This window comes from Providencia vermicola, assembly GCF_010748935.1.
Classification (GTDB): domain Bacteria; phylum Pseudomonadota; class Gammaproteobacteria; order Enterobacterales; family Enterobacteriaceae; genus Providencia; species Providencia zhejiangensis.
The window spans coordinates 1,265,567-1,280,378 of sequence record NZ_CP048796.1; the positions used below are offsets into that span (position 1 = coordinate 1,265,567).

Sequence of the window (14,812 nt, forward strand, 5' to 3'; positions counted from 1 at the left end):
AATATGAATAGAAATAAGCACATATCACCTGTTTGCGTAAGTCCTACTAAATTTGTATGGCATCCTATTGCGTTGTGCTTGATGTTAAGCATTCACTCTGCGGTAGCAGAGGATTATTTTGATCCGGCATTTTTACAAGCGATGGGCGAAACGGATCAAGTTGACTTATCTGCCTATGCTAAAAAAGGCAGTATTGCACCGGGTGAATATCTCGTTTCTGTTTATATAAACCAAGTTGGGATTGGGCAACTGCCCGTTACATTCAAGGAAAATAATCAGGGAGTTGTATCACCTGTATTAACCCCCGCATTTTTAGAGAAATATGGGGTGAACATTAAACAATTACCAAAAACAAAAGACTTACCAGAAAATTATTCTATTGATAACTTATCGGCATTAATTCCAGATGCATCGACGCATTTTAATATCGCTATTTTGGAATTAGAAATTAGCATCCCTCAAGTCGCCATGAAAGCAAGTCATAACGAATCATTAGATCCTGATTTGCTGGATTATGGCGTACCTGCACTGATGGCTAATTATAGTTTCAGCTATGGACATACTGAAAATAAATCAAAACTGAGTTCAAATAGAAAAAGCGATAATTTTTTTGCAACGGTGAGAGCCGGTCTTAATGCCGGGGCATGGCGTTTACGTAGCACCATTACTCATAGCCAACAGAATACGGATGGTCAAGCGCAAAAGAAGGAACATCAACGTTATACGCGTTTTACCAATACTTATCTGTATCGTGAATTATTTGCATTACGTTCAGTTTTATTAGTGGGTGAAAATAACACTGGGGGGGATGTTTTTGATAGCGTTCCTTTTCGCGGTTTAAAATTAAGCTCCAGTGAAGAGATGCTACCCAGTCAATTACGTGGCTATGCACCTCCTATTGAAGGTGTTGCGAACAGTAATGCAAGGGTTACTGTACGTCAAAATGGTAATGTTATTTATGAAACCTATGTCGCGCCTGGCGCCTTTTATATTAATGATATTCAAGAAGCTGGGCTTTCAGGGGACTATGATGTCACCATCACTGAAGCGAATGGCACAGAGAGAAAATTTATTGTGCCTTATTCATCATTACCAGTGATGCTAAGGCCTGGTGGTTGGAAATATGAAATTACTGCTGGCCGCTACGATGGAAACGTGACAAATAGTTCTCGTGAGGCAGAGTTTTTATTAGGCACGGCGGTTTACGGATTACCGAATGATACAACGGTTTATGGTGGTGTATTAGCGGCTGAAGACTATCAAGCGGCCAACATAGGGGCGGGAATTTCATTAGGCAGTATAGGTGCTGTTTCACTTGATGTTACATCATCTATTGCAAAACTAAACGGTGATTCACGAAAAACGGGGCAATCTTATCGTCTTCGTTACTCGAAAAGTATGATGAGCACTGGAACTTCCATTGACCTTACTGCACTACGTTATTCAACACGCAATTATTATAATTTCAGTGAATTTAACTCTGAAGGCTATCAGCTTGAAGAGGGCGTTTACCCATGGGCAATGCAAAGACGGCGTAGTAGTTTTCAAACTCAAGTCAGTCAACGCATGGGAGATTGGGGAACCCTTTATGTGCGAGCAACTCGCGATGATTATTGGGGGAGTTCTAGAACGCAAACGGGTGGCTCGATTGGCTACAGTAATAATTATAAGGGGATAAGTTACGGTGCTAACTATAGTATCGATAGAATTAAAGATGATAATGGCAGTTGGCCTGAAAATAGGCAAATTTCCTTTAATATAAGTATCCCATTTAGCATATTTGGCCACTCGGAGTCTTTACAGTCTATTTATTCAACTAGCTACTACACTCGCGATAATAATGGACGATCGCAAATCCAAACAGGGATTAATGGCAGTTTAATGAGTGGTGATTTAACCTATAGCGCTTCCCAAAGTTGGGAAAACAAAGACGGTGTTAATAACAGCAATATTAACGTTGGTTACCAAGGAAGTAAGGGCAGCGTTACTGCTGGCTATAGTCATAGCAGTGAGACTCAAACATTTAATATGAACGCAAATGGCGGCTTATTACTCCATTCTGGTGGGCTGACATTAGCAAAAAATATGGGGGAATCGGTAGCTCTGGTTTACTTACCTGATGCACCGGATGTCAGCATTAATAATGGGTCTGCTCGTTCTGACTGGAGAGGTTATGGTATAGCGCCTTACCTTTCCGATTATAGAAGAAATAGCATTAGTATCGATCCAACGACATTGCCTGATGATGTCGATGTGGCGCAAACGAATATCAATATCTATCCAAGTAAAGGGGCTGTTGTCCCCGTTAATTTCACGACCAAAAAAGGCTACCAAGTATTAATGACGATTATTAAAAATAATAGTCCAGTTCCGTTTGGTGCCATAGCCAGTCTCCAACATACAACGGATAACTACAGCAGCATTGTGGGTGATGCAGGATTAGTTTATTTAACTGGATTGCCGGAAAAAGGGAAACTTCTCGTTAAATGGGGGGAATCCGCAGAAAAACAATGCACGGTTAGCTTTGATTTAACGAATGTGACGTTAGACGTCGATCAACCAATACGCCAAGTAACTTACACATGTGCTCCGGTAAAATAACAAAACGCATTAAGGTATTTGACTGATTATGAAATATCATTATTTAAAATATAAAGCCGTTATGAGCTTAGTACTTCATAAATATGTTACTAGCGCAGTGATAGCATTTAGTTTTATGCCTTCTTCTGCATTGGCAGTCAATATTAACGCGACACCGGGTGAAAGTGTTATATCGCTTGGTAATGTAAATGCAGAAGTTACATTAACATCAATTAGTAGTGCATTCTCAGCTGCGGCAAATAGGGCCGATGGTTTTGCGGTGCATACATCCTCAACAGCATACAACTGTTTATCAAATTCGAATGAAGCTGTTGTCGGTAATATGAAAGGTTATAAAGTCGCGGAAGATATCATTATTGGTCTCCAAAGTACCAATGCAACAGGGGTAGCGTCAGTTGGCGCTGGAGCGCAACCCGCATCTGCAAATTATAAAGATATTACTGTAAAAGGCACATGGAGTAGTAACGGTAGTTATACTGTCACTCCAACACAAGTGCCATCTGCAATGTGGTGTGGCTCTGCTTGGCCAGAACCAACGGATCACGTATGGAATCCACAGAAAAAAAATAATAAGGCTTCAATACAAGGTAAACTCTTTTTATATGTAGGGCCTAATGCAAAGCCTGGGTCTTATACATTACCGAATCTTTATCTCATAAAAGCGGCTACAAGTAACGGTGATTTAGTCAACCAACAAATTTTTGAAGGTGGAACACTAACCGTTAGTTATCCCCCTTGCTCTATATCTACGCCGACAGAAGTGACATTCGATACGACAAAAGGGCTGCCTGTTATTAATCCGACATCTTCAATCACGGTTAACTGTGGCATTAATAATGGCCGAGCTTTTCAAATTGGTATTTCTGGAACACCTGTCGCGCCATCAATGTTAGTGGGAACTCATGCAATTAGTTTGCATTATGGTGATGGCACAATAGGAGGATTAGTCCGCGGTTATATAGGTAGTAATGCAGCAACTGACGCTGTTGGTTGTTTGGATAGAGCGTCAAGCATTCCTTTTTCAGAAAAGAACCAAGGTTTAAATTTTATGCTATTGGGGGCGAATACGTCCGGAGCTTCACAGACGCAACCTCTCGTTTGGTCGTTATGCCCTAATGGCACTGAAAAACCAGGTAAAGCAACGGGAACCGCGGAGCTTGATGTTGTCTATAAATAAGTGTTTTAAAGCAATACGATAATCAGAGAAGTGCATAAAACTATTTTTACAAATATGATTTAAGTAAAGGGAAGGGGTGATCGAAACATACTCATTTTATGTAGGGGTTGGTTCTTCAGTGATTTGATTCATTATATGATAAATCGCTATTTTTATAATTGTATTACTTGGTTGTATCATTATGTATGATCGTGCTTAAAAATAGCACGTGAAATATAAAAGTAAGCCGAAATGGAAGATCAGCTTACTTTATTATTTTTTAACTAGTCTTGAATTTTGATTTTTTGATCGTCCATAGAGACGATTTTCCCAGCGGTGATTTTGCAACGTTTACGCGTTTCTACCACGCCATCAACTTGAACTAAACCTTCAGCGATCATCGCTTTAGCCATTGCGCCACTTTCCGCCCAGCCTTCTATTTTCAGCAAATCACACAATTCAATGTGTGGGTGACCTTCAAGTTTAAAAATATCCATGACAGCTCCCTGATTAAATTAAATATCGTGATACTCTTCGCACGCTTGTAACGTATTTTGGATTAATGTTGCGACTGTCATCGGCCCTACGCCGCCAGGAACGGGGGTGATCCAAGATGCATGTTTTGAAGCTTCATCAAAGTCAACATCTCCTGTCACTTTACCGCTTTCAAGGCGGTTAATACCGACATCAATCACGATGGCGCCAGGTTTGACCCATTCACCGGGAATAAAGTTAGGTTTACCGACAGCAACAACTAATAAATCCGCATTGCGGACGTGTTGTTCGAGATCTTTCGTAAAACGATGGGTTACTGTGGTTGTACAGCCAGCAAGCAGAAGTTCTAAGCTCATTGGGCGACCAACAATATTTGAAGCACCAATAATAACGGCATTTAGACCATAGGTATTAATACCACAACGATCTAATAGGGTAACAATCCCCCTTGGTGTGCAAGGACGCAGACGAGGTGCGCGCTGGCATAGACGACCAACATTATACGGATGGAACCCATCAACATCTTTATCTGGATGAATGCGCTCAATGACTTTTACGTTATCAATACCTGCTGGAAGCGGTAATTGAACTAAAATACCATCAATTTCAGGGTCTTGGTTTAAATCATCTATCAGTTTCAGGAGTTCTGCTTCTGTGGTTGTATCTGGTAAATCATAAGAACGAGATAGGAAACCAACTTCTTCACAAGCGCGACGTTTGCTACCAACATAAATTTGTGAAGCAGGGTTTGCACCGACTAAGATAACTGCAAGACCAGGGGCGCGTTTTCCTTGTTCTATGCGTTGTTGTACTTTTTGGGCAACTTCCTGCCGAATTGTCTGCGCAATCGTTTTCCCATCAATAATTTTTGCTAACATCTGTGACTTAATCCATAAATGAGACTTGGGGATACCTCTATTTTGTCAGAAGTTCGCGTTAATGTCAGTTCTATCTGTAACATAAAATGAGCAGATAGTTATTTTAGTAGAGAAAACTCATTGACTCAGCGCGTAGCAACCGTATAATCCCACGCTATCAGCCAGATAGGTTGAAGCATTTTTCGATGCGCCCTTAGCTCAGCTGGATAGAGCAACGGCCTTCTAAGCCGTAGGTCACAGGTTCGAACCCTGTAGGGCGTACCATTTCGATGTTCCCCGATTTTACTAACTCCCTTAAAAACTTAAAATAAATCAATAAATTAGTTTTATTACCCTATATTTAGGGTGACTTAGCCTATTGAAATCTACGTATGTGTGGGCATAATTAGAAAGAATGATTGATTAGGCACTGCGGTTTTTGCTCAAAAGAGTCTAATCGCTAAGACAGATAAAGTGTTCAAATTAAAGGGCTGCTGGCAATCTTTTCCTTCACAAGGGGAATTTTACCAATAAATAACCGCTTTTCTATTGAATTCTAAGCTTTTTATATACCGCAAGAATAACCTTCAAAGCTCTTATCGTTAATGATCTTTTTACAATAATTTGTTAAATTTATGAGTATAATAGCGTAATAAAAATACGTACTTTTAAATATATACATTGAAATCTTTTGCTCTAAGTAAATTTACCTATGTTATTTTCAGCCTATAAAAATCGACAATATTAACAATAAATCAACATGATTATAATTAAGAATGACTCACAGCATATTAGTAGATTAAAGGTGTAAAATTAAATGAATAATAAATATATAGCGTTAGTTGTACCGTTAACTTTTTTTATATCTTTTGAATCCTCAGCATTTGACAAACAAGAGTACAATCCTGTTGTGTTCAACATGGCAGAGTTATATGACTTCAATCCAGTCAAAGGTAATGTTAAAGAAATAAAATCAACGGTTTATAATGAAGATAAGACTATCAACTATGAATCAAAATTAAAAATTGGCCGTGATGGTTGTGTAGAGAGTTTTAGCTTAAATCAGAAAAAAGATGAGTACCTGAGTGGTCTTCATAATTACCTTTTTGTAGAAAGAGTAAAAAATAAGTTAATAGGTATGGATGCTAATGGGCCAGTAGAAATGACCATAGGTAATAACTGTGAGATAATATCAAGGAAGGACACTAATGGTGAATTGATATATCAATACAATAAAGATGGTTTTATTACCGGTTCAATACTGGCTGACACCAAAGAAAAATTTGGTGAAAATATTTACAATGAGTTTAAATTACCTATCGCAATAAAATATTACAAAGGTGATGATGTCATTTCTGAAACTAGAATCACCTATGGTAAAGATATGAGCAAAGCTTTTGACCATTTAATGGAAATTCGGGCTTTAGGTCAGACTATATTGCAAGTCGATTCTAAGTGTCATTATGATCATCAAAATATTCCATCTCAATGTAATTTTGTTCTAACGCTCGACTCGAATGGTAAGAAGATCCATCTGAAAAAAAACAGTACCACAAAGGTGACGTTCTATTGAGCTGCGGGTGATGACAAAGCCTATAAAATCTGGCGATATAATTAGCGGAGTGTTGATTAGATAGGCTTGTCAGCGATGTTAAAATATTAACCGCCTTTAAATGCGTGATGCGTGTTTGAAGCTCACAGCTCGTTTAGGCCGCTTTCTTGAATAATCGCTATTTTTCGTCAAAGACGTAGTCTAGTACTCTCGGAGATAGGGCTAGGTTTTCATATCGGTACGCACAGTATGTTGCTGCAATTAGCTATTGGCATTCCCCGCTTAGATCAATACCAAAAATCAAATTAATTCGATGAATTGGCGTAATGGAAGTATACGTGGTGGCGAAAATGTAGGGCAAACACTGGTAGTTTAAATTTTTCAGATCCCAGTTTGTTATTCGATGCTGTTATTCAGTGGCTTGGTGTGGGCCTTATGAGTCAATTACTCGCCTACAAGGCATGTGCAATAGGACCGTTATTCCCTTTAACTGAACAGCGTATTATGGGAGCTAACTGGGCATGGTTAATTCATCAAGAAAGTGAAAATCATCTCCTAACAAAAGTATTTTGCCAGTGGATAACAACTCAATTGGCACTATGCGATAATGAATCTAATACTTGATGTCATCACTTGGAATAAGCAATAAGAGAATATGCAGCAATGGAATAGCTGCTCATGAGCCGATTGCTCGAATCAATTTTATCAATAATAGTGTTAACTCAAATTCAGTTTGAGGGCTATTACTATTTGCTGTAAAAATAAGATATACTTCCTGATTATCAATGGCTTACCCAAAAAAGATAAAGTTATTTACCTTTTAGACATCTTTCTCTCTCTTAGCAAATAAAACAAAATGATGATTAAGATCGATGACAAGAATTATTGAAGTAGTACGCTATGTTAAAAACGATAGATAGTGACGGTTAGATTAAATCTAAGTTAATTAAGATATATCCGATAAATTTGTTTTCCTATGGTAATTAATAGATATAAATAAAGCCATCATTATATGTTTTATTCATCTTGCTCCTATGTCAAATTTTTATCAAATTTTTGTCAGGGTTTAATCTGGGGAATAAGAGCTAAGTCACTATAATGCTAGCTTTCTGTGAGAATCAATATCTAAATTAAAATTGATGACACTCGTTTTTTTTATACTGCGAATTAAATTGGAATTATTGGTTTTTATTCTAAATTTATTTCAATATATAGCGCTTTGTTTTAGTTTAATCTTGGACAATGATAATCAGTATGTTTGCAGATTATATATTTACTATATACAATAAAAAATCTTTAAAGATATCATTAAGTACAATTTATTTGTGCAGTATTAATTATAACTTTTAGGATCAAAATGAAAAAACATATTCTACCAATTACTCTACTTAGCGCTGCTACACTGCTAGTTACAGGCTGTAGTTCAAATAAAGATATGTGGGGCGAATTCGCCAATATCTTGACTGATTCTAGCTCTATTGTTAAAGAATCAGAAGACTGGGAAGCGTATAGCATAAAAACAACCCAGCAAGGTGTTGTTTACAGTAAGGCGAATTCAGCGGATCAGCAATTTGTCAGTCATAAAATGGATGCTGAATATGCGGATGCGGTGAATCGTTTATCTTCGCCTTTTGCCAGAAGTGATAAAGCCAAAGATAAATTGGCTAAAGAAAACCAAGGCTATCGTTTTAAATATAATGAAATCATGGTGGTTAAGGATAAGAAATCATCAAATACACTTGGTTATTGTGTGAATTATGATTCTGATCGTATGGAGAATGGCCAAGTAAAAGCGGTCAAAGAAGAAGATAAGATCAGAAAGCAATTTATCTATGTTGCTAAAGATAAGCCTCTATCTGTCACGACAGTGAGTGGTGACTTTATTAAAGTCATGTGCGGTGAAAATTTTTATAAAAAATACCAGTCATAATTTTGCTGACAGGTTAAGGGTATTTAGAAAAATAATCTAAATATCCTTGTTCGTATCTAAAATGCGTTAGGCGGAAAAATTTCCCCTAACTCATAGAAATCGTTTTAAGTGATAAAAACCATATTCAATATATGGTTTTTGTGATGTAGAGAACAATCAACGTAGGAGTAATAAGCGGCTTGTCGAGAATAGTCCGGTGGGCGTTCTGACAGGAATGTTATAGTGAAACAATATCGGTATTGAAATTACTATTGATATACGCCACTTGTGCTGGAAATCGAGTAATATCCCTTTAATAATTACGGTTATTTTAGTATCAATATTATTCTTAATATAAGGCATGGTACAAAGGATTTATTTTAAATAAGCAAATAGTTGATGATGGCCTGCCTTTATCTAAAGAGTGATATTCCCTCTCTGTTTCAAACAATACCTTAAAACAATGCCTCAAAAAAACGCAAAAAGCTCAATAAATAAACGGTAGGCAAAAAGAGAATTGCTACCGTTTATTCGTGTATTTACTTAATGATGACTCTTATTCAACTTCCTCATGAACAATTTCATGAGAATATCCATGGTTATTCATTAAACAATCAGCATAAAATTAAAGCGTTCCAATAAAGGATTTAAGTATTTACCCCTATGGAAGGGAGGCGGATTTTATTTATGTGTTCAGTGATAGATATCGTCAATTTAATGAGCAAGAATGAGTGAACGCTTATTTCAAATCTACATAGTAGTGATCGTTTTATAAACATTATGCTATTAAAAATAATACCTATGTTATTTTTAAGGTTTATTTTGTTTGCTTATTTTTACATGTTTATGTGAATAAATATTTAATCATAGTGATTTATAATTTATTTGTTGTATCTCGTTAAGGTTATATTCCTCATAAACTCTTAATGCCTAATTTATCAGGCTTTAGTTTGGATAATTGCTCGGATTTTATTCGGAAATATCCTGTCGTTATATCAATTTCATTATTTGAATAAACATTCAATAAAATATTTTTTAACAAATAAATTTAATTTTATTTAAATTTGGAATACAATTGCATTACAAATATTATTAAGTGATGACTATATTTCGATATATAGTTTGTCTGTGGAAAGGATATTTAAATGGCAATAACGAGAAGAAAGTTTCTTATCGGCGGGGCTGTTGTCGCTGTAGCTGGCGGTGCAGGAATTTTAACGCCAATGTTAACGCGTGAAGGTCGATTTGTTCCAGGTACACCGAGACATGGTTTTGTTGAAGGAACTCCCGGGGCACTACCTAAGCAGGCAGATGTTGTCGTTATTGGTGCCGGTATTTTAGGCATTATGACGGCAATTAACCTTGTTGAACGGGGATTGTCTGTTGTGATCGTAGAAAAAGGAAATATCGCGGGAGAACAATCTTCTAGGTTCTATGGCCAAGTTATCACTTATAAAATGCCTGACGAAACATTCCTCCTTCACCATATTGGTAAACAGCGCTGGAGAGAAATGAATGCAAAAGTCGGCGTTGATACCAGTTATCGTACACAAGGAAGAGTGGAAGTACCTCTTGATGAAGAGGATTTAGAAAATGTTAAAAAATGGATTGATGCAAGAAGCAAAAATGTTGGTTCCGATATTCCTTTTAAAACCAGAATGATTGAAGGTGCTGAACTAAATCAACGTCTTCGCGGAGCTACATCGAATTGGACTATTGCTGGTTTTGAAGAGGATTCCGGTAGTTTAGACGCTGAAATTGCAACCTTTGTGATGGCTGATTACGCTAAAAAGATAGGCGTTAAAATCTACACAAATTGTGCGGCGAGAGGTTTAGAGACCCAAGCAGGCGTTATCTCTGATGTTGTGACAGAGAAAGGGGCAATAAAAACCTCACGAGTCGTTGTAGCAGGGGGGGTATGGTCTAGACTCTTTATGCAAAATCTTAATGTTGATGTTCCAACATTACCTGCTTACCAGTCTCAACAATTAATCAGTGGTTCACCTACTGCGCCAGGTGGAAATGTCGCTTTACCGGGCAATATTTTCTTCCGCGAGCAAGCAGATGGCACTTATGCCACTTCTCCGCGTGTTATTGTGGCTCCGGTTGTCAAAGAATCCTTTATTTATGGATATAAATATTTGCCATTACTGTCAATGCCTGACTTCCCTGTGCATATTTCACTAAACGAACAGTTAATTAACTCGTTTATGCAGTCAACACATTGGAATTTAGACGAGGTTTCGCCGTTCGAACAGTATCGAAATATGACTGCACTGCCAGATATCCCTGAGCTAAATGCTTCACTCGAGAAGCTGAAAACTGAATTTCCTGCATTTAAAGATTCTAAGCTTATTGATCAGTGGAGTGGTGCTATGGCAATAGCGCCGGATGAAAACCCAATCATTTCACAAGTTAATGAGTATCCAGGCCTTGTTATCAATACAGCGACAGGTTGGGGAATGACAGAAAGTCCAGTCTCTTCAGAAATTACCGCAGATCTTCTGCTTGGTAAAGAACCTGCATTAGATGTGAAACCATTCAGTCTTTATCGATTTTAGATAAAACTTATTTGATGATGGCCCTCTTTATGAGGGCTTTTCTACTCATACTCAATGATAATTTTATCTCTAGATGTTACTTTGGGCGCCAATGCGTTTATTGATATTTGATTGTGACAAGATGGATTTGCTATTTTAAGAATCGGATCAGTTAAATCGGGCGCTATTTCAACCGATCCGTGAAATATAATAGTGACTATGTCGTTAATGACTCGCTTTTTACCGTCTCGACCTGCTCAAGTTTTTCTTTTTTTCGCAATTCAATTTTGGCAACAATTTCTGCATGCTTTTTATCCGTCAGCGGATAAAAGCAGATGATCACAAATGCGAGTAACATGAAAATACATGGTACAAGTGCAATTGACATACGTATGCCAAAAATAACATCTGGTGTTTGTATTTGATTGGCAATATAACCGCTGTATTCGAGAATAAAGGCAGGAATTGACCCTCCAATGGCTTGGCCACATTTGCGAGTGAAAGAGAATAAAGAATATGTTAGGCCCTCAATGCGAATACCTGTTTTATATTCTCCGTATTCGACAGTATCAGCCTCTATTGCCCATAATACGGTAACGACGATCCCCATCCCAATGGATGCTATTGTATATGAGGTAAGGGCAATCATTGGTGGATATATCGAGAGATAATAGAAGGTCAAATAACCGAGGATGGCTATCATCCCACCGATTAGAAATGTATTTTTTTTGCCAAAACGAGCAACGAGTATAGGCATGATCAAGGCTGAAGTGATTGCACCAAATATCCCTTGAACTAATGAAATAATAGGGAATAAGGTTACGTCATTGAGGACATATCGAACATAGAATAGAGATGAAGCACTGACGGTAAAACCTGAAATGAGCACACATATTGTGGCTGAACATAAGATCATTAATGCTTTATTTTGTTTTATCGTATTTAAGCTATTTTTTAGTGATGGTTGAACGTCAGTTCTAACAATAATTTCTTTGGTAGATTTAAAACAGACAAAATAGAGCCCTACACCAAAGAAAGCTAAGCCTAATGTCACGTAAAAATAGACCTTTTCCATCTCAATTGACGCTATATTAGCGCCAGCACTTGATACAAAAGGAGTAATTAAAAGTGTCAGGAAGATACCCGTAACGGCTCCCCCAATACTTCGGGCTGCACCTAATCTGGCACGGGATAATGGTTGTAGTGTCATCGCCGTAGCAAGGGAACCATAGGGAATATTGATTAGACTATAGCAAACACCTAAGGCCATATAAGTGACATAGGCATAAATGACCTTATCGCTATGAGCCCATTCGGTTGGAACACTAAAAACCAGCACGCTGAAGAACATTAATGGGGCAGAACCAAATAAGATGAAAGGCCTAAATTTCCCCCATCGTGTATGCGTTTTATCAATAATACGGCCAGCGGCAACGTCAGCAAAAGCATCAAAAACTCGAACAACCAGTAACATGGTACCTGCTGTTGCGGCACCAATACCGGCGACATCGGTATAATAACTGAGTAAAAACATTGCCCCCATAGCAAAGGCAAAGTTATTGGCAACATCTCCTAGGCCATAACCAATAATTGAACGCCAAGAGAGTTGTTGATTCATTGTTTTTCTCCTTGAAAAGGTTTTTGCCCATAATTCATTTCACTCCACCGTTTTTTTAATAAATAAGCTGCGCCTTTAGGTTTTCTGTCTCGAGTAAAAATCCCTTTTCGATTACCTCCAGCACGCCAAACACCTTGTGCGGTATGAAAGTCAGCAAAGTTCCATACCTGTTCGCCAGTAACCGCTTTAACGCGATCAAAAACGCGGTGGTACATTGCCAACCAAGCAGATTGGAACTCTTCGCTCCACATATCGGTATACATGGAATGCAGTCCGGGCAGGGTATCGACCCCATACTCCGTGATAATGATGGGGCGATGAAACTTCTCTTGCCATTGTAATAATTCAGTTTCTAGTGCTTTTTCGGCGCGTTCTAAATCGCCACTTTTTAGGTACCACCCGTAGTAACGGTTTAGGCAAATAACATCAAAAAGATCCATAATCATGTCGTTTTCAATGTCTCCAGACATGGCATTGACATAAGTAATGGGTCTAGTGGGATCAAGTTTGCGTGTGGCTTGCACTAATGGTTCAAAGTATGCTCTAGCGCCTTTGGCTTGGCAGTCTGGTTCGTTTGCTATACTCCACATGACGACGCTAGGATGGTTTTTATCGCGGTTGATGAGCTCTTGTATCGCTTGTAAATGGGCTTGCTGGGTTTCGCTATTGACGGTTTCATCACTGAATAATACGGGGGGTTTCTGACAAACATCGGAGCTAACACCAAGAGTTAAATTAAGTCCGACTGCTGCCACTTCATTGATGATGATAATGCCGTGTTCATCTGCCCAATCAAGCATTTCTTCGGCATAGGGGTAGTGGGAGGTACGATAAGAATTGGCGCCAATCCAATTCATCAATGCATGGTCATGTACCATAAACGTATAATCAAAGCCTTTTCCGCGAATATCCGCATCTTCATGTCGCCCAAACCCAGTAAAATAAAAAGGTTGATGATTAATTAAAAACTGCTCATCTTTTATGTTTAATGAGCGAATACCGATTTTTAGAGGGTATTCATCATAGTGATTTGCATCATTAACGAATATTTTCAAGGTATATAGGTAGCCATGACCCGGCTGCCACAGATGAGGTGAGCTGAGTTGCAATACACCGTGTTTGCCATTCCCAAAAGCAACGCATTTTTTATCTTGATCGTATAACTCAATGGCGACTTCACCATTAGCGATGATTTCCCAATGAATTGAGGCTTGGCTTTTATCATCGGATAGCTCAGTGACGATAATGGCATCGTCGACAAATACTCTTGGCGTGCTATAGAGCATGACGCTACGATGGATTCCGGCATAGTTAAAAAAATCATGGAAATAAACTTGTGTTTTTTTGCCATTTTCGTCATGAGTCACTATGCCAGGAGGAATGGTTTGCCATGTGAGTTCATTACTGACACAAACGGTAATTCGTACTTTTTCATTTGTTGAAACTAAGTGGCTAATATCAGTTTCAAAGGGGGTATAACCTCCTTGATGTTGGATTAGGAAATGGTCATTTAGCCATACCATGGCATTATGTGTTACGGCATCAAATCGTAAGATGATTCTTTGATGTTCCCAACCTTTTGGAATGTAGACTTCGCGCTGATACCAAACATTTCCGACATAATTACGAATAGTGTTATCCGCAAATTGGTCGTTAAAACTCCCCGGTACGGCAATGGTTCGGTGGTCAGGCAGAGGAAATTTCCACCACTGTGCGGTAATACCGAGATCTGCTGTATCTAAACAAAATGACCAAAGGCCATCCAGTTTTTTGATCTCTCGGGTTGATGTTTCAATAGGGCGTAGCATTTTATTATTTCCTTTCGAATAGGATGGAATAAATTTGGTTTATCAATTTTGTTATTTGGTTTACCAATTTTTAGGTGTGCGCTATGAGGAATACAACTATGAAAAATGAAAAGAGGTAAAATTTGATGAGTGGATCATGTATTAAAAAAAAATCATTAATATTATGTGGAATAAATCACAAATAATTAAACTTTTATTTAAAGATGAAGTTTATTAATAAGTGGTTTTATTATTTAATCTCTTTATAAATTATCGTGATTTTAATAAATTTGATTG

General features: G+C 38.0%; 10 protein-coding genes and 1 tRNA gene. 7 read left to right on the top strand and 4 right to left on the bottom strand.

Annotated features, from left to right (window positions below):
- Positions 1–3: 3 nt before the first annotated feature.
- Positions 4–2,601 (top strand): fimbria/pilus outer membrane usher protein, encoded by a 2,598-nt coding sequence (locus G3341_RS05430; RefSeq protein ID WP_167520912.1) that lies wholly within the window; start codon positions 4–6, stop codon positions 2,599–2,601.
- Positions 2,602–2,662: 61 nt separating this feature from the next.
- The gene (locus tag G3341_RS05435; RefSeq protein WP_244316483.1) at positions 2,663–3,778 is read left to right on the top strand and encodes a hypothetical protein; all 1,116 of its coding nucleotides are present in this window, start codon (positions 2,663–2,665) and stop codon (positions 3,776–3,778) included.
- 263 nt (positions 3,779–4,041) lie between these two features.
- On the opposite strand, the gene ybcJ is transcribed toward G3341_RS05435, so the two are convergent.
- Positions 4,042–4,254 carry a ribosome-associated protein YbcJ gene (gene ybcJ, locus G3341_RS05440; RefSeq protein ID WP_154623452.1) on the bottom strand — a complete coding sequence of 71 codons (213 nt, stop codon included), beginning with the start codon at positions 4,252–4,254 and terminating at the stop codon, positions 4,042–4,044.
- Positions 4,255–4,272: 18 nt separating this feature from the next.
- The gene (gene folD / locus G3341_RS05445; protein ID WP_154623451.1) at positions 4,273–5,130 is read right to left on the bottom strand and encodes a bifunctional methylenetetrahydrofolate dehydrogenase/methenyltetrahydrofolate cyclohydrolase FolD; all 858 of its coding nucleotides are present in this window, start codon (positions 5,128–5,130) and stop codon (positions 4,273–4,275) included.
- Between the two features lie 187 nt (positions 5,131–5,317).
- Between folD and G3341_RS05450 the strand changes: the two genes are divergently transcribed.
- From G3341_RS05450 to G3341_RS05470, 5 genes are all read left to right on the top strand, one after another.
- A tRNA-Arg gene (locus G3341_RS05450) sits at positions 5,318–5,394 on the top strand.
- A 532-nt stretch (positions 5,395–5,926) separates the two neighbouring features.
- The gene (locus tag G3341_RS05455) at positions 5,927–6,682 is read left to right on the top strand and encodes a YnfC family lipoprotein (protein WP_154635574.1); all 756 of its coding nucleotides are present in this window, start codon (positions 5,927–5,929) and stop codon (positions 6,680–6,682) included.
- A 414-nt stretch (positions 6,683–7,096) separates the two neighbouring features.
- The gene (locus G3341_RS05460) at positions 7,097–7,285 is read left to right on the top strand and encodes a hypothetical protein (protein ID WP_154623000.1); all 189 of its coding nucleotides are present in this window, start codon (positions 7,097–7,099) and stop codon (positions 7,283–7,285) included.
- Positions 7,286–8,018: 733 nt separating this feature from the next.
- A complete protein-coding gene (locus G3341_RS05465) occupies positions 8,019–8,591 on the top strand; it encodes a hypothetical protein (protein WP_154622038.1) in 573 nt (190 codons plus the stop codon).
- A gap of 1,124 nt (positions 8,592–9,715) precedes the next feature.
- On the top strand, positions 9,716–11,131 hold the full coding sequence (locus tag G3341_RS05470; RefSeq protein ID WP_154635555.1) for an NAD(P)/FAD-dependent oxidoreductase: 1,416 nt from the start codon (positions 9,716–9,718) through the stop codon (positions 11,129–11,131).
- Between the two features lie 196 nt (positions 11,132–11,327).
- On the opposite strand, the gene uidB is transcribed toward G3341_RS05470, so the two are convergent.
- Positions 11,328–12,728 carry a glucuronide transporter gene (uidB, locus tag G3341_RS05475; protein ID WP_154622916.1) on the bottom strand — a complete coding sequence of 467 codons (1,401 nt, stop codon included), beginning with the start codon at positions 12,726–12,728 and terminating at the stop codon, positions 11,328–11,330.
- Positions 12,725–14,536, bottom strand: a complete 1,812-nt coding sequence (gene uidA / locus G3341_RS05480) for a beta-glucuronidase (protein ID WP_154622915.1) — start codon at positions 14,534–14,536, stop codon at positions 12,725–12,727. Before uidA ends, uidB begins: the two co-directional genes overlap by 4 nt.
- Between the last annotated feature and the right edge of the window lie 276 nt (positions 14,537–14,812).